The organism is Rhodoglobus aureus (genome assembly GCF_039527955.1).
GTDB lineage: Bacteria > Actinomycetota > Actinomycetes > Actinomycetales > Microbacteriaceae > Rhodoglobus > Rhodoglobus aureus.
Genome location: NZ_BAAAKW010000014.1, coordinates 1 through 14,695, shown reverse-complemented (window position 1 = coordinate 14,695; position 14,695 = coordinate 1). Strand labels below are relative to the sequence as shown.

The window sequence follows — 14,695 nt, the reverse complement described above, 5'->3', positions numbered from 1 at the left end:
GCCCGCAAACAGAGTCTTTGCTTTGTCGTGAGGATACGAGACGATGAAGTTAGCGTCTGGGCTCGCGCCAGGCGAATGAACTTCACGTGCGCCGAAGTAGGGACAGATGATGACAACGAATACACCCGACGCCACAGCAGGCTGGTACTCGAACTCGGCCGCACGCTCGTGGCGCACCGAGCCAGTGGGCTCGACAGTTCGCGAGTTTCATCACTCTCTCGAGGGGTACACCCCAACTCCACTCATATCTGTACCGGAGACAGCCGCATCATTGAAGATCGGGGCGGTATTCGTCAAGGATGAGTCGCAACGTTTGGGGTTGCCGGCGTTCAAGATTCTTGGTGCATCCTACGCCATCTCGCGCGCGTTATCGGCCTGGTTAGGCTCGCCGCACGCTGCCCTCACGCTCGACGAGCTCCGGTCTCGCCTCGGCGTCGACAGCAAGCTATCTCTGGCCGCGGCAACAGACGGAAATCATGGGCGTGCCGTGGCACACGTCGCAAAGCTATTGGGGCTGGGGGCCACGATTTACGTGCCCGCCGAGGTATCTCAGGCGGCGATGGACGCGATTCGTGCGGAAGGCGCGACGCTAGTCGAACTCAGCGTGCCCTACGACGACGTCGTACGGCATGCCAAAAATGCGACCGGCGAAAACGTTGTGCTCATCCAAGACACGTCCTGGAGCGGGTATGAAGATATTCCCCAGTGGATTGTGGATGGCTATGACACCATGTTTGCTGAAATAGATGAGCAACTTCGTGACGCCGGTGTCGAGCATCTGGACCTTGTCATCGCTCCCGCCGGGGTCGGGTCGTTCGCCCAAGCAGTCGTTGCGCACTACCGCTCCACCGAACATCAGCCCGCCGTGCTCGCCGTTGAACCCGACACCGCACCTTCCGTAACAACCTCGCTGCTGGCCGGCCGGATCTCATCTGTGCCGACCGCAGACACTGTGATGACAGGGCTGAATTGTGGTTCAGTCTCAGGAATTGCTTGGCCGGTGCTGCAGGCCGGGCTCGACGCATCCGTCACTGTGACTGACTCCGAGGCGCTGGGGGCTGTGCGCGACCTAGCAACCCAGGATGTCGATTCTGGGCCGTGCGGTGCTTCGACCCTCGCGGGGGCCCGTGCCGTACTCAGTGACCCGGCGCGCCGTGCAGCTCTCGGCATCAGCGCTGACGCCGTCGTTGTGCTGCTGAGCACCGAAGGCCGTGCCGCAAACCCGAAAGGCTTCTAGCCGGATGCCCGCCACCCAGCATCCCGTGGTCACTCTGCTCGAGGACCTCATCCGCATCGATTCATCGAACCCTGATCTCGTTCCGGGCGCGCCGGGAGAGTCGGCGATCGCTGACTACGTAACCTCATGGCTGTCTGAGCGAGGCTTTGACTGCCATCGGCTCGAAAAAACTCCGGGCCGGCCCTCGATAGTCGCGATAAGCAGGGGAACTGGTGGTGGTCGCAGCATTATGCTCAACGGTCACCTCGACACGGTGTCACTGGGCAGCTTTGAGACCGACGGGCTTTTGCCCGAACATCGGGATGGCAACGTGTACGGCCGTGGCGCGTACGACATGAAGTCCGGCATCGCCGCCATCATGGTTGCTGCAGAAGCCGCAACCGCTCAGCCTCACGCTGGCGATCTCGTGCTCGCCCTTGTCGCCGATGAAGAGTTTGCCAGCGCTGGCACCGAAGAAGTACTTCGTCACTACACGACGGACTGCGCCATCGTCGTGGAGCCCAGCGGCCTGGATGTCGTCACAGCGCACCGTGGATTTGCGTGGTTCGAGGTCACCATCCACGGGCGCGCGGCACACGGATCGCGTCGCGACCTTGGAAGCGACGCAATTGTGAAAGCGGGTGCATTTCTCACCGCCCTCGGCCAGCACGATGTTGAGCTCTCGCAACGCACCTCGCATCCGATGCTCGGCACCGGCAACATCCACGCCTCCGTTATCACCGGAGGTGAAGAACAATCGAGCTACCCGGCGTCGTGCACAATCGCACTAGAACGCCGCACACTGCCCGGCGAGAACTCGGTCACCGTTGAGGCGGAACTGCGGGGCATCCTCGACATGATCGCTTCGGGCGACGCCGATTTCAAGTACAGCGTGAGCGCTGGTCTGGAGCGCAACCCGTTCAGCGTCGAGAGCAACGAGCCCGTCGTAGCCTCGCTTATTGCCGCTGCTACCAACAATCTTGGCGCGACACCGAGCGTGCGGGGGGAGCCGTTCTGGACGGACTGCGCTCTACTTTCTGACGCCGGGATTCCCACCGTGCTGTTCGGCGTAGATGGTGGCGGAGCTCACGCGGCCGAAGAGTGGGTCACGGTAAGATCGCTCGTCGCCCTCACTAATACGCTCGAAGAAGTCATCATGAACGTCACCGACGGGCCCGGATCAGGTCGCTGAGGCTTCAGCGAATGTCAGAGCCGTCCTGGCAACCGTCTAGTGCACTCCGCGGAAAGTGGCGGCAACCGCTTTATCGTCAGGAAGGTCCTCACGGCGGACGGCCTTTACTGTGCCGCCCGTTCGCAGAACACGAACTGCGATCTCGTCAACGAGCCCGTACGTGGCAGGCCCGGGTTCATCCGCGATTGTAATCGCTCCACTTTCATCGATGCTGCCCTCTTCGGTGGAGGCGAGATCGAACAAAAGCGTGTCGACGAGTCCAGCGGTGGCAGCCTTGGCTATATCACTCAGTTGGGAGCTCGCCAGTCCGTTGGCGCGCATAGTGCCGAAGTTCTCCCGCCACGACGCAAGTTCGCCAAAAGAGTGTTGCTCCAATACTGCACGACCACGCTTCTCGAGCTCATCCAAAGCGAATGAACTGGGGTTTGCATCGATGCCCTGCGCAAGTAGGTCACCGTAGGTGTTTATCTCGCGGTAGGCAGGCTCCAAATCTGAAGCGGCCGCCAAAATTAGGGGAAGACCGGACTTGCCAATCACGTCGAGCACGGCATCCTGCACCTTTGAGCAGTATCGGCGTTGCTCGATTTTGGGGCCGAGCGCGCCGTCTGCACGAGGAATATCAGCCTTTCCTCCGTTGTCTGCTGTTTCGAGCGTTTCCTCGACATCGTCGGGGAGGGTCGGAAGCTCCAATTGCTCGCTTGACGCGTCTGATCTTAGAGCGAGCAGACGCACATCCCCTTCTGTAACCGCCAAGACATAACCGCTGTGACCGAACGTGGTCGCACGCAAGAGCGGACCAAGGTCGAATCGGTCACCAACTGCGGTGAGCGACGGCAATTCATTCCTCAACCGAAATGCGCGTGTGAACTCTGGGGAGACAAAAACGGCGATCGTGTGTGCGGGGTTCCCCCAAAAACTATGGTCGTTTTCTAGCGCATCCAACGACTCACTGATGGAATCGCGCTGGACTTTCTCGATGCCGTTTGCGTCCAGTTCCGCCATTGCCTCGGAGGCTGAAGACCGAAGCGCGAGCCGAGCAGCCTCCGCGTCGCGACCGATCGGCGGACTGGCGTTGCCCGATCCAGAACCCAAGTACAGACTCACACTGCCAGCGCTGCGTTGCTGGGACAGTTCTACGAAATCTTCCCTAGCAGGGATGTCGATGCTCATGGCCGTACGATACTCAGCCGTTCTGGGAGCGCTATCAGGCAATTGTGAGGCTTTACTGTTTCCTCCTACGCGCGCCCCTGATTGCGCCGGCGAACGTCTCGCGGCGCGCGCCCGCCGAGGAACGACTTGGCGGAGTCAACGAGGAACCCTTGGCTGAGCGCTTCGCGGCCCACGAGCATCCGGAATCCCATCTCGTCACGGTTCGTGAGAGTCGTTTCGGCGGCGACAGTGTGGCCGCCCAGCTCTACATCGATGAGCACAACAATGCGGTCTTCGCTGTGGCCTGACGAACTGCGAACGGCACGACGGTCGTGAACAGCACACTCAACAACGGCGGCATCCGCGTCAGAGTTCTGCCAGGGCTTGACCTGAAAACGAACCCACTCGTTTCCGTCAGCCCCAACGAATTCTTCGATGTGATCTGCGTGCAGGGCAGAACTTTGCGCGCCGCTGTCGATCTTGGCCTTAATCCACGGCACGCCAATGCAGGGGAGCGCGACCCATTCTCGCCAGCCCACAATAGTGTTTGAATGGGTAGGTTCTATCACCCCTCTATCTTGGCAGGACGACCGATGAAACTTGCTATTCTCTCGCGTGCCCCTCAGGCGTATTCCACTGTGCGACTTCAGGCAGCAGCCCAAGAACGGGGGCATCAGGTCAGAATTCTGAACACGCTGCGCTTCGCGATTGATCTCACGGGCGACGAACCTGACCTGCAGTATCGCGGCAAATTGCTCTCAGATTATGACGCCATCCTGCCCCGCATCGGCAACTCCATCACCTACTTTGGTACGGCTGTTGTGCGCCAGTTTGAACAAATGGATGTCTACACGCCGAACACCTCGAGCGGAATCACGAACTCTCGTGACAAGTTGCGCGCAACCCAAATTCTTTCTCGTCACGACATCGCCATGCCCGCCACGACGTTCGTGCACAACCGGGCGGATGTCGAGATGGCTATCGAGCGCGTCGGCGGGGCGCCGGTGGTGATCAAGCTTCTCGAAGGAACTCAGGGCATCGGCGTTATTTTGGCGCCGGATACGCAAGTGGCCAAGGCGATCATCGAGACGCTGCATTCGACGAAACAGAATGTGCTCATTCAGAGCTTCATTTCTGAGAGCAAGGGCCGCGACATCCGGGCCCTCGTTGTTGGCGACCGTGTGGTTGCGGCGATGCGTCGCGTGGCGGTGGGGGATGAGTTCCGGTCGAACGTGCACCGTGGTGGCAACGTTGAAGCGGTTGAGCTCACGCCCGAATATCACCGTGCCGCTGTTCGCGCCGCTCAGATCATGGGTTTGCGGGTTGCCGGTGTCGACATGCTTGAAGGCAACGACGGCCCGCTCGTGATGGAGGTCAACTCGTCGCCTGGGCTTGAAGGTATCGAGCGGGCTACGGGGTTGGATGTCGCGGGCGCGATCATTGACTACATTGCCAACCAGGTGGCGTTCCCCGAGATCGATGTTCGCCAGCGCCTCAGCGTGTCGACCGGGTATGGCGTCGCCGAAATCGTTGTGCACAGCGATGCGGAATTTGTGGGCAAGCAGCTTGGCGAATCTGGCCTCGGGGAGAAAGACATCACGGTGCTGACCTTGCACCGCGGCTCCAGCGTTGTGCCTAACCCGAACCGCCGCACCGTGCTCGAAGCCAACGACCGCTTGCTGTGCTTCGGCAAGCTTGAAGAGATGCGCGACATGATTCCCGCACGACGTCGCCGGCGGGCGAAGGTGCGCAAGCTGCCGCCGCAGCCCATCGTTGAGGACTAGACGTTGAAGCGGCGTCGACACCGCGAATGCAGTGTCGACGCCGTTATTCGACTCAACGAACGGTTAGCCCTTAATAGCTTGAGCCCAGCTCACCCGGCTGCCGATCTTGAGCAGCGAGTTGTTGTAGATGCGCGCACCCAGAAGGATAGCCAGCCCAGCGGTGACGACGAGCAACGCGAGTGCGACTAGCGGCTCCCACCAGGCGGCGGTGCCCAGGAATAGTCGCATCGGCATACCGACGGGGGCAGAGAACGGGATGTACGACATCACCGTGAGGGCCACGGGGTTATCGTTGAGGAAGACGATGGCGAAGTACGGCAGCATGATGAGCATCGTCACCGGGGCCATCGCCGAACCGAGATCTTCTTGACGCGAAACCATCGCACCAACGGCAGCGAACAGCGCAGCAAGCAGCACGAAGCCAATGATAAAGAACCCGACAAACCAGAGCAGCGGGGCGCCAAGCAGAGACAGAAGTTCGGCCTGGCCGGTCACTGACAGCCCCACGATTGCGAGCACCGCGATCGCTATGATTTGAGCGAATGCCAGCAACGAATTGCCGATCACTTTTCCTGCCATCAAAGCCGACACGGGCACTGCTGACATCAGAATCTCGACGATGCGAGTTTGCTTCTCCTCAACAACACTTTGCGAAATCATCGGGCCAAAGGTCATACCAGAGAAGAAGAAAATGAGGCCAAAGCCGATCGCCGCCAGATAACGAAGGGTCTCATCCGTCTGGCTTGGATTGAGTAGTTCAACCTCGGGGGCTACGCTCAGCGCTCGTACAAGTGAGGATGGTGCCTCGCTCTCAGCGATAATCGTCACACGATTGGCAGAACCCTCCGCAGAGGGCACGACTGCTGCATCCACGGTTCCCTCGCTCACTAGGGCCTCCGCTTCGGCCCGGTCGTCAACGACGGTGAGATCCAGTCCATTGACGTTCGACAACTCAGACGACATCGAACTGACAACGGCCACAGGGACGGTAGACGAGGTGTTCGATATGATGCCGCCTGCGATAACGCCGCCAAGCACAAGCACGAGCAGGATCCCGGTGGTAACAAGAAAGGTCTTCGAGCGAAGTCGCGCCGTGATTTCGCGTTCGGCTACGAGCACAACAGATTGTGTGAAGCTCGGCGAGTGGCGACGAGCAGTAGTGGTTTTCATTAGATGACCTCTCGGAAAATCTGGGAAAGGGATGCGCGCTGAGGGGCGAAAGTGGTGACGTCTCCGTCGAGAACTGCGCGGCTCAACACCCGCTGCGCTGCTGCGGACTCGGTGGTGTCGAAGGTGGCGTGACCGCCGTCAAACTCCACCACCGTAATGTCGGGTTCAGCACGAAGCCAACCGAGGTCGCTGCCAGCGGTGATCGTGTAGCGCGGGGACGAATGGGCGGTTCTCAGCGCCTCACGCTCTCCGGATACGCGGATGCTGCCCTCGGCAATGATGACGAGATCGTCACAGAGTCGCTCAACGATCTCGAGCTGATGAGAAGAGAACAACACGGATGCTCCGGATGCCGCCCTCTGCTTGAGCACCTCAACGACGGTGTCGACAGCGAGAGGGTCGAGACCGGAGAACGGTTCATCGAGGACGAGAATCTGCGGGTCGTGCACCAGAGCCGCCGCGATTTGTGCGCGCTGCTGGTTGCCGAGCGACAGGCTTTCGAGGGTGGAGTCTCGACGTTCACCCAACCCCAATTCTTCGACCAAACTGTCTGCACTTCGGCCAGCATCGGCACTCGAAAGACCGTGCAACCGTGCGAGGTAGACGAGTTGCTCCCGCACCTTCATCTTGGGATACAAGCCACGTTCCTCGGGCATGTATCCAAAGTGCCGACGCTGCTGAGCTCCCAAAGGATCGCCATCGAGAAAGATCTCACCGGCGTCGCCCTCAAGGACACCGAGCAGAATGCGCATCGTGGTGGTCTTGCCGGCTCCGTTACCTCCGACGAATCCGGTCATTCGACCGTCACGCACATCGAAGCTCACGCCGTCGAGAGCAATTCGCCCACCGAACGCCTTGGAGATGTTGTCGAGTTGGAGCACCAGTACCGCCTTTGTTCGTCGAAAAACTAGCTACGAACAACGCTAGGCACTCCGAAGACATTCGGGATCAGCCTCGGGGTTGGTTGTGCCATCCACCGCGCGGGGGATGGGGGCGTTAGCGTGCTGCGCTGAGCTGCTGCGCTGCTGGGGCGTTGCTGAGATCTAGGCCGGGCGGTCGGTGCGGGCTTTTGGCACTACAACGCCGTGCTCATAGGCGTAGACGATGGCTTGGATGCGGTCACGCAAGTTCAGCTTCTGCAGAACCTTAGACACGTGCGTCTTTACGGTCGCTTCGCCCAGAAAGAGCGCACCAGCAATTTCGGCGTTGGAGAGCCCTTCGGACACGAGTACCAGCACTTCGTGCTCGCGGGGCGTTAGCTCCGTCGGAACTGTCGCCTCCGTCTGAAGGGGGAGCTCGTTCTTGTCACGCGCGAGCCGCTGGAGCACTCGGCGGGTCACCGCGGGCGACAATAGCGCGTCGCCACTGGCAAGGGTTCGCACCGCATCGGCGAGCTCATCCGGCGATGAATTTTTGAGGAGGAAGCCGCTCGCACCGGCATCCAACGCATCAAAGAGTTGTTCTTCGTTGTCGAAGGTCGTGAGGATAAGAATGGCTGCGGTGCTGTCTGGCTCAGCCACGATCATCCGCGTTGCTTCAATACCGTCGACCTCAGGCATTTGGATGTCCATGCAGATCACATCAGGCCGAAGTTCGGCGGCACGCTCTACCGCTTCGCGACCGTTGCGGGCTTCTCCAACGACCTCAAAGTCAGACTGGGCGCCCAAAATAATGCTAAAACCGGTGCGCACCAGTTCGTGGTCATCAGCGAGCAGGATGCGGATGGGGGCGTTGCTCATGCGCGGGAGTCCGCAGTCTCTGCTTGCCCAGGCGACTCTGCTTGCGCGAACAGCTCCGTTCGAACGGGAAGCTCCGCGCGCACGAGGTAGCCGCCCCGAGACCTAGGTCGAAGCTCCAACGTTCCTCCTACTGCGTTCACACGTTCTGTCATCCCGATCAGGCCTAGCCCCGTGGTTGGTCGTTTGCTGGGGGTGCGGCCCGAATTGCCGACCTCAATTTCGACACTCTTGTGACCCCAACGCAACCGCACGTCGGCGGCCCCCGTTGGCCCGGCGTGTTTGCGTGCATTCGTCAAGGCTTCTTGGGCTATGCGGTAGAGCGTGACGGAGGTCGAAGCGCTGACCGGTCGGGCCTCGCCAATCTCCTCAAAGCGAGTCGGGAGACCGGCAGCTTGACTCGACTCAACGAGATCTTTAAGACTGTGAATGCCCAACGTCGAGGCCGCAGCGCTGTCAGTTTCTCGGGAGTCCGCATCGCGAAGTGCACCAAGCAGTCGGTGCATTTCATCGATGGCATGCCGGGATCCGTTTTCGACCGCCTTCAGCGACTCTGCTGCGGCATCCGGATCGCTGGCGAGCACGGTGCGCGCGGCCGCTGCCTGCACGCCCATGATCGAGACGTGGTGGGCTACAACGTCATGCAGTTCGCGTGCAATCCGGAGCCGTTCAATCGTCACGGCTTGGGCGGCGAGAAGTTCGCGTTCACGTACGAGTTCGACGGAACGCTCGCGCAACGCCGTTTGCTCGAGTCGAGATGTGTAGGCCCGCTCGCCAAAGTAGTAAGCGGCGCCGAAATACAGCACGTTCATCATGAACTGGATGAGGAGGTACGCGAGCAGGGGAGAGAAGGCCCCAGCCCGGGAGAATCCGGTCAGCGCATCAGGGTCGGTGGTGGTGCGAAATATGGAGATCGCAAGCCAGATAAACATGGCCGTGATGATGACGATTCGCGCAATGGTGGCGATGCGCCTCTTCTTCTCCCACACGCCCAGCGAATAAATCGCGATGAACAACGCGATGTTGCTGAAGGTCACTTCGGGCACGTCGATTGTCGTACCCACCACGAAGACGACGGAGATGATCATGGCCACGAGGAGCGGATGCTGGCGTCGAAAGATCAGCGGAAGAGTGATCGCGGCGGCCCACAGAAGCGTGACTAGCGGGTCAGCAGGCTCATCGAAGAGTCCCGATATGCGGGTCAATACTGTGCTGAGCAGCGTGCCGGCGAGCAGTCCGACCGCGAGAATGACGTCCCAGCGAGTGAAACCGGCGGCGGCTCGTTCTGCTGCGGAGCGTTTCGTGGTGTCGTCGACACTGCTCTCGTCGTTCTCGCTGCTGTTGGCTTGTGCATGGGCTTCGGAAAGTACATCGGCGGTGGCATCAACCATGTACGTAGCGTACTCGGCGCGGAGCTCTAGGCCACGACGGGCGTTTCTGCGAGTGAGGGAGCGTGAAGGCCCGCACTTTCCACGTGGGCGAAATGTCCGGCGTGCGCGGAGGCATGCTGTTCTACCTGGGGCAATATTTCAGTGAACCAGGCATCATCGTGGGGGCTGACGAAGGCGTCTCGTTCGCCACGAATGAGCGTTACGGGGCAGCGGATGTTCGACCACTGTCCTTCGTCGTAGCGAGCGGCGGCCTCAGCAGCACGCACGAACGCGTGAGGTCGAATTTCTGAGGCAAGTGAGTCAATAACTGAGACATCGAGCTTGTTCAACTGTGCGAACAGGGGCGAGCTGAGCGGACCAAGAAGGCGCAGTTGGTGAAGGACTCGAATCAGCGCCTCGCCCGCAGGCCCGATCGCTGCGAGGAGTCGCATGGCACCGAGCATCCCGGCCAGCAATGGCAGAATTCTGAAGCTGCGAATTGGATGCCGAAGCACAGCCAGTGCGCCAGGTCCGGTTGCAGAGATGGCGGTCACGCTGAGCGTACGCTCTGGATAGCTCGCTGCAAGGGTGAGTGCAAGGTGTCCGCCAAGCGAATGGCCGCTGGCGTGCCACTTCACGAAGCCGAGCTTTCTCGCGACGTGGGCCACGACATCCACCATGTCGTCGACAGTTGTGCCCTGGGGGAGGCTTCCGCTGTCACCCCAGCCAGGTAAATCGAGCGCTACGACGTTGTGGAGTGGTTCTCCCGTGTTGTGGGCGGCGCGGATAAGCGGCAGCCAGGTGGTCCACGAGCCGGCCGCACCGTGGATGAGCAAAGTTGCTGTTTCGGATTGCTCGGCAGTTCGAGGGGAGGCGTGCACAACAACATCGCCCAAGGCTGTGGGAACGACAACGCGGGAGTAACCCTGGGTGGCAGGATCAACCGGATTGCTTGCGCTGTAGCGCGTGCTTGAGCGCGATGTCATGTTCACAATAGCGATTCGTAGCCGCAGCGCGAAACGATGGCTCTCGCGAGAGCGAGCTCCGGCTATGAGGGAAGAAGATGACTTGCGCTACTGCACAACCTCGATCTGCGTGACCGCGGCTGCGTTGTCAATCGAACCAAGATCAATGACGCTCGTGAAGCCGGCCTCGTTCATCATTGCGACAGCCTGCCCCGATCGGTTGCCCGATTTGCAGTAGACGGCGTACTCAGCTTCAGGGTCGAGCGAGGGAAGCGTCTTGGCAAACTGTCCGCTGTTGAGGTCGAGGAGGTTTGCGCCGTCAAGGTGACCGGCGGTGAACTCTCCTGGCGTGCGAACGTCAATGATGATGGTGTCGGAGCTGAGCTCGACGGGCTCGACCGAAGCCGAGCATCCGGCGATCGAGGCCAGCACGATGAGGGATCCTGCGAGGGCTGCAAAGCGTCGGAACATTTTTTCTCCTAGTAGAACGTGAAGTTATTCGGAAACCCGGCAGGTGTCGCCGGGGCAGTACTGTGGTGGAGTTTTGGCGAGGGCACCGACCCGCTTCGCTTGCTGTTTTCTGACAATCAGGTCACCCAGCGCGAGCGTAGGTGACCAGCGATCACTACCGATCACGCACCAGTCAGGAGTGGTATCAACTGCGGAACCTCTTGCACAAGTACGAAAGCACCAATGACGAGTACGAAAATTCCGAACCCGCGGCGCAGCGCAGTTTCTGAAATACGGCCAGCCAGCGCTGCGCCGACGAAGGAACCCGCGACCGCGATGGCGGTGAAGGCGAGAATGGTTGGCCAGGGCAGCTCGACAGTGAAAAGGTGTGCGGCCAATCCTGCAGACGATTGCATCGCGATGATGAGCAGAGAGGTTCCCACTGCAACGGCAACAGGCAACCCACCGAGAAGTGTCAGCGCAGGAACGATCAGGAATCCGCCTCCTGCGCCGACGAGTCCCGCGGCGATTCCTACCAAGAAGCCGTCACGGATAATTCGAACGACGGGGAGCGCCGTGGGTTCGTGGACTGAGCCCGCTGGTACTTTCTTTCGGCCGCGGATCATCGCTGTAGCGGTGGCGACCATCATTGCTGCGAAAAGGACCATCAGGATGGTGCCAGGAATAAATCCGCCAGCGATTCCGCCAGCGAACGCTCCTGCCATTCCTGCTACGCCGAAGATTAGACCAGCTCTCCACCGCACTCGACCTACTCGAGCATGATGGAAGACGCTCACCGCACTCGTGACTCCGACGACAAAGAGGGACGCTGAAATTGCTTGTTGCGGATCCATCCCCACGACGTACGTCAGGATCGGCACCGTCAGGATTGAGCCGCCACCGCCGAGCATCCCGAGGGACACTCCCACGAGTACTGCCAGGAACAGCGCGATAATTAGGTTCGGGTCCATAAGTGCGCGTTACGCCGCGGGTACTGCACCGGGCATTGCGAGCCAACCGAGGTACGAGCCGTCGAGTTCGACAACGTCGTAACCGGCTCGACGGAGCGCGCTTGCGGCGACGCTGTTGCGCACTCCGCTCTGGCAGTACGTCACGATTGTCCCCTCGTGGGGTAGTTGATCGAGCGACCACATGACGCGACCGCCGCTCAACTGCTCAGCACTAGGAATGTGGCCTTCGGTAAACTCAGTCTTGTTCCGAACGTCTAGGAGCAAAACACGGTCGAGATCGTCTAGCTCTGCCGGGGATACCAACTCGGGCACAACGAGGTCAAGGCCATCAAGAGTGGGGACGAAGCCTGTCACCGTGTCTATGCCGACTCGGACGAGGTGGTCGCGCAACTCTTCAGCGTGCTCCAGATCTGTTGCCAACAGGATGACGGACCGCGTCTCAGCGTCAGGGTTGTAGACCCACGCGCCGTAGCTGGCTGCCTTGTCGGGGCCGGGCACGTTGAGCGAACGCGGCACTGTGCCGCGGTGAACTTCGGCGTTGTTGCGCGTGTCGATGAGGATGGCGCTGTCAGCGTCGAGGGCCGAAGCAACTTCCGCGGTCGTGTACTCGTGCAGTGCAGTTACCGTGCCCATGACCGGCGGGCCTTGTCGGTTCTGGATTTTCATCCGCCCGAAGTAGGCATGCGCATCGGGTTGGCCGTCGAGCAGTTCGTTGACAAAGCCCTGCTCGTCGTTGTTCGCGACGTAGTGGCTCCACCACGCAAACGCACGTTCGTAGCCGACCGTGGTTGTCGGGATGGCGCCGAGGGCTTTTCCGCAGGCGCTTCCCGCTCCGTGAGCTGGAAGTACCTGCACGTAGTCGGGAAGGGTGAGGAACCGATCACGCAGACTCGCAAAGATGTCCTTCGCTCCAGCGAAGCGCGTATCGACTCCTCCTGCTGCTTCGTCAAGAAGGTCGGGTCGCCCGAGATCTCCAACGAAGACGAAGTCTCCGCTGAGCATGAAGCCGGGGGCGTCTGCCTGTGCGCCGTCTGTGATCAGAAAGGAGAGGTGTTCGGGAGTGTGCCCTGGAGTGTGTACAGCCTGCAGTGTGATGTTGCCGAGGGTGATGGTGTGATTGTCCTTCATCCGCACTGCACCATCGAAAGCGCTTCCGTAGGTCCAGTCTGGGCCACCTTCGTCGGACACAAGAATCGTCGCGCCCGTGCGAGCAGCAAGCTCGCGCGTGCCCGAAAGATAGTCTGCATGAATGTGTGTCTCGGCGACGGCCGTGATGGTCATCCCATTCTTGGCGGCAATGTCGAGGTACAGCTCGAGATCGCGACGCGGGTCAACAACGATCGCTTCGCCCTTGGCCTGACAGCCAATGAAATAGCTTGCCTGAGCGAGGTCGGTGTCATAGATGCGTTCGAGAAGCATTATTACTCCTTTGGGTGAAGTCTGTTCGGGGGAGGGGGCTAACTACGGTTGCGAATTAGCAGTGGCAACGGTCGCGCTCGGCGACGTTTACGAGGGAATCCTCGATATGTTCTCCGCAGCCAGCCCAAGTGGGCTTACCGCAGTCTTGGCAAGTGACTTGTGCACACATGTGATGTCCTAACGACCGAAAAGGCGAGCAAAGAAGCCGCCCTGAGCGGATTTGGCTGCGTCAGTCTCGGACTGAGTGTGTTTGCCGTTGCACCAGTTGGATGCTGGCACGCTGCGTTTGATGGTCTGGATGTGATCGCCGCATCCGGCCCACGTTGTTTTACCGCATACGCGGCACGTGACTGCTCTGCACATAGCTCTGCTTTCGTTCGACTGACTATACGAATAAATACCCTAGGGGGTATGCTTAAGACTATACCCCACGGGGTATCCAGACTGTCAACTCCCGCCACAGAAAAGAGACAACAATGGCCTCCGAGGTTTCACTATCGTTGCCGGCCAACGACTCCGAAGCGCAAAAAAAGATTGTGAACCGGTTGCGCCGCGCACAAGGGCAACTGGGGGCGCTCGTCGCCAGCGTAGAAAGCGGTGCAGGCTGTGCGGATGTTATTTATCAGCTCTCCGCTGTATCCAAAGCACTAGACCGGGCCGGTTTCCTCGTCATCTCCGGAGCGATGAAAGAGTGCCTAGTCGACCCTGACGCCGAAGGATCGCCCCAGCCCGAAGAGATCGAGAAACTCTTTCTCTCGCTTGCCTAAGCGTGTACCAACACTTCGCTGCATACTCCCCGGCGCCGGTAAATTAAGCGCACTGATCGAGTGCTCCGCTTNCATTGGCGGATGCCGCCGAGTTGTCCGAAGCGTTTCTTCTCGTCTTTGCGGTCTGGGCGGATCAGGTGGGCTTGTAGTTCATCGGTGATGAACTCCTCGAATCTGTGCCCGGCGAATCCCTTGTCGCCGATGATGACCTGCCCTGGGCGAATGAGATGTTTGTCGTGGCGGAGCATCGCTTCGGCGGCTTCGCGTTCCCCGATCTTCGGGTTAGCTAGTCCCCAGACGATGGGCATCCCGTCGGGAGTGGGTGACGTCCCTGGGAGTGGTGTGATTTCGGGCTCGTGAGCGTTGCTTCGTTGACGTGAAGAGCCATCGTGCGATGGTCAGTGAGAACCGACTAAAGATCTCACGCAAAGGACACAACACGATGGCTCTAGACCAGTCTGCCCTGCTCAACCTTCTTGGCGAGTTGAAACTCACCGATGTCACCG

The 14,695-nt window shown here is 60.1% G+C and carries 14 protein-coding genes and 1 pseudogene; 4 read left to right on the top strand and 11 right to left on the bottom strand.

The features are described from left to right. The first annotated feature begins 106 nt into the window (after nucleotides 1-106). A complete protein-coding gene (locus tag ABD112_RS02555; protein ID WP_343922892.1) occupies nucleotides 107-1,237 on the top strand; it encodes a diaminopropionate ammonia-lyase in 1,131 nt (376 codons plus the stop codon). Nucleotides 1,238-1,241: 4 nt separating this feature from the next. Beyond that, a complete protein-coding gene (locus tag ABD112_RS02550; protein ID WP_343922890.1) occupies nucleotides 1,242-2,408 on the top strand; it encodes an ArgE/DapE family deacylase in 1,167 nt (388 codons plus the stop codon). A gap of 36 nt (nucleotides 2,409-2,444) precedes the next feature. Here the strand turns inward: ABD112_RS02550 and ABD112_RS02545 are convergent, their stop codons facing one another. Next, nucleotides 2,445-3,578 (bottom strand): baeRF11 domain-containing protein, encoded by a 1,134-nt coding sequence (locus ABD112_RS02545; protein WP_343922888.1) that lies wholly within the window; start codon nucleotides 3,576-3,578, stop codon nucleotides 2,445-2,447. 65 nt (nucleotides 3,579-3,643) lie between these two features. Further along, entirely contained in the window at nucleotides 3,644-4,126 is a 483-nt protein-coding gene (locus tag ABD112_RS02540; protein WP_343922886.1) for an ATP-dependent zinc protease family protein, read from the bottom strand. A 24-nt stretch (nucleotides 4,127-4,150) separates the two neighbouring features. On the opposite strand from ABD112_RS02540, the gene ABD112_RS02535 reads away from it, so the two are divergent. Further along, nucleotides 4,151-5,341: a RimK family alpha-L-glutamate ligase gene (locus tag ABD112_RS02535; protein WP_343922884.1), complete on the top strand. Its 1,191-nt coding sequence runs from the start codon at nucleotides 4,151-4,153 to the stop codon at nucleotides 5,339-5,341. Between the two features lie 63 nt (nucleotides 5,342-5,404). Here the strand turns inward: ABD112_RS02535 and ABD112_RS02530 are convergent, their stop codons facing one another. The 8 genes from ABD112_RS02530 to ABD112_RS02495 form a co-directional block, all read right to left on the bottom strand. After that, nucleotides 5,405-6,511 carry an ABC transporter permease gene (locus ABD112_RS02530; RefSeq protein WP_343922882.1) on the bottom strand — a complete coding sequence of 369 codons (1,107 nt, stop codon included), beginning with the start codon at nucleotides 6,509-6,511 and terminating at the stop codon, nucleotides 5,405-5,407. Next, the gene (locus tag ABD112_RS02525) at nucleotides 6,511-7,392 is read right to left on the bottom strand and encodes an ABC transporter ATP-binding protein (RefSeq protein WP_343922880.1); all 882 of its coding nucleotides are present in this window, start codon (nucleotides 7,390-7,392) and stop codon (nucleotides 6,511-6,513) included. Before ABD112_RS02525 ends, ABD112_RS02530 begins: the two co-directional genes overlap by 1 nt. 162 nt (nucleotides 7,393-7,554) lie before the next feature. Then, the gene (locus ABD112_RS02520) at nucleotides 7,555-8,250 is read right to left on the bottom strand and encodes a response regulator (protein WP_343922878.1); all 696 of its coding nucleotides are present in this window, start codon (nucleotides 8,248-8,250) and stop codon (nucleotides 7,555-7,557) included. After that, nucleotides 8,247-9,638, bottom strand: coding sequence for a sensor histidine kinase (locus tag ABD112_RS02515; protein ID WP_343922876.1), 1,392 nt, complete (start codon nucleotides 9,636-9,638; stop codon nucleotides 8,247-8,249). The genes ABD112_RS02520 and ABD112_RS02515 overlap by 4 nt, the downstream gene beginning before the upstream one ends. A gap of 26 nt (nucleotides 9,639-9,664) precedes the next feature. Further along, the gene (locus ABD112_RS02510) at nucleotides 9,665-10,603 is read right to left on the bottom strand and encodes an alpha/beta fold hydrolase (protein WP_343922875.1); all 939 of its coding nucleotides are present in this window, start codon (nucleotides 10,601-10,603) and stop codon (nucleotides 9,665-9,667) included. 87 nt (nucleotides 10,604-10,690) lie between these two features. Continuing rightward, the gene (locus tag ABD112_RS02505; protein WP_343922873.1) at nucleotides 10,691-11,053 is read right to left on the bottom strand and encodes a rhodanese-like domain-containing protein; all 363 of its coding nucleotides are present in this window, start codon (nucleotides 11,051-11,053) and stop codon (nucleotides 10,691-10,693) included. A gap of 161 nt (nucleotides 11,054-11,214) precedes the next feature. Then, nucleotides 11,215-12,003: a sulfite exporter TauE/SafE family protein gene (locus tag ABD112_RS02500; protein ID WP_343922871.1), complete on the bottom strand. Its 789-nt coding sequence runs from the start codon at nucleotides 12,001-12,003 to the stop codon at nucleotides 11,215-11,217. Nucleotides 12,004-12,012: 9 nt separating this feature from the next. Continuing rightward, nucleotides 12,013-13,422, bottom strand: a complete 1,410-nt coding sequence (locus tag ABD112_RS02495) for an MBL fold metallo-hydrolase (RefSeq protein ID WP_343922870.1) — start codon at nucleotides 13,420-13,422, stop codon at nucleotides 12,013-12,015. Between the two features lie 476 nt (nucleotides 13,423-13,898). Here ABD112_RS02495 and ABD112_RS02490 point away from each other — a divergent pair, with 476 nt between their 5' ends. Next, entirely contained in the window at nucleotides 13,899-14,189 is a 291-nt protein-coding gene (locus ABD112_RS02490) for a metal-sensitive transcriptional regulator (protein WP_343922868.1), read from the top strand. Here ABD112_RS02490 and ABD112_RS02485 read toward each other — a convergent pair. Continuing rightward, nucleotides 14,186-14,509 (bottom strand): annotated as a pseudogene (locus tag ABD112_RS02485) (transposase); the annotation flags it as partial. The gene ABD112_RS02490 and the pseudogene ABD112_RS02485 sit on opposite strands and share 4 nt — an antisense overlap. Between the last annotated feature and the right edge of the window lie 186 nt (nucleotides 14,510-14,695).

Coding starts and splice junctions, on each gene's coding strand:
- ABD112_RS02545 (WP_343922888.1), bottom strand. CDS start 3,578: ATGAGCATCGACATCCCTGCTAGGGAAGATTTCGTAGAACTGTCCCAG.
- ABD112_RS02490 (WP_343922868.1), top strand. CDS start 13,899: ATGGCCTCCGAGGTTTCACTATCGTTGCCGGCCAACGACTCCGAAGCG.
- ABD112_RS02500 (WP_343922871.1), bottom strand. CDS start 12,003: ATGGACCCGAACCTAATTATCGCGCTGTTCCTGGCAGTACTCGTGGGA.
- ABD112_RS02510 (WP_343922875.1), bottom strand. CDS start 10,603: ATGACATCGCGCTCAAGCACGCGCTACAGCGCAAGCAATCCGGTTGAT.
- ABD112_RS02550 (WP_343922890.1), top strand. CDS start 1,242: ATGCCCGCCACCCAGCATCCCGTGGTCACTCTGCTCGAGGACCTCATC.
- ABD112_RS02520 (WP_343922878.1), bottom strand. CDS start 8,250: ATGAGCAACGCCCCCATCCGCATCCTGCTCGCTGATGACCACGAACTG.
- ABD112_RS02505 (WP_343922873.1), bottom strand. CDS start 11,053: ATGTTCCGACGCTTTGCAGCCCTCGCAGGATCCCTCATCGTGCTGGCC.
- ABD112_RS02555 (WP_343922892.1), top strand. CDS start 107: ATGATGACAACGAATACACCCGACGCCACAGCAGGCTGGTACTCGAAC.
- ABD112_RS02535 (WP_343922884.1), top strand. CDS start 4,151: ATGAAACTTGCTATTCTCTCGCGTGCCCCTCAGGCGTATTCCACTGTG.
- ABD112_RS02495 (WP_343922870.1), bottom strand. CDS start 13,422: ATGCTTCTCGAACGCATCTATGACACCGACCTCGCTCAGGCAAGCTAT.
- ABD112_RS02515 (WP_343922876.1), bottom strand. CDS start 9,638: ATGGTTGATGCCACCGCCGATGTACTTTCCGAAGCCCATGCACAAGCC.
- ABD112_RS02530 (WP_343922882.1), bottom strand. CDS start 6,511: ATGAAAACCACTACTGCTCGTCGCCACTCGCCGAGCTTCACACAATCT.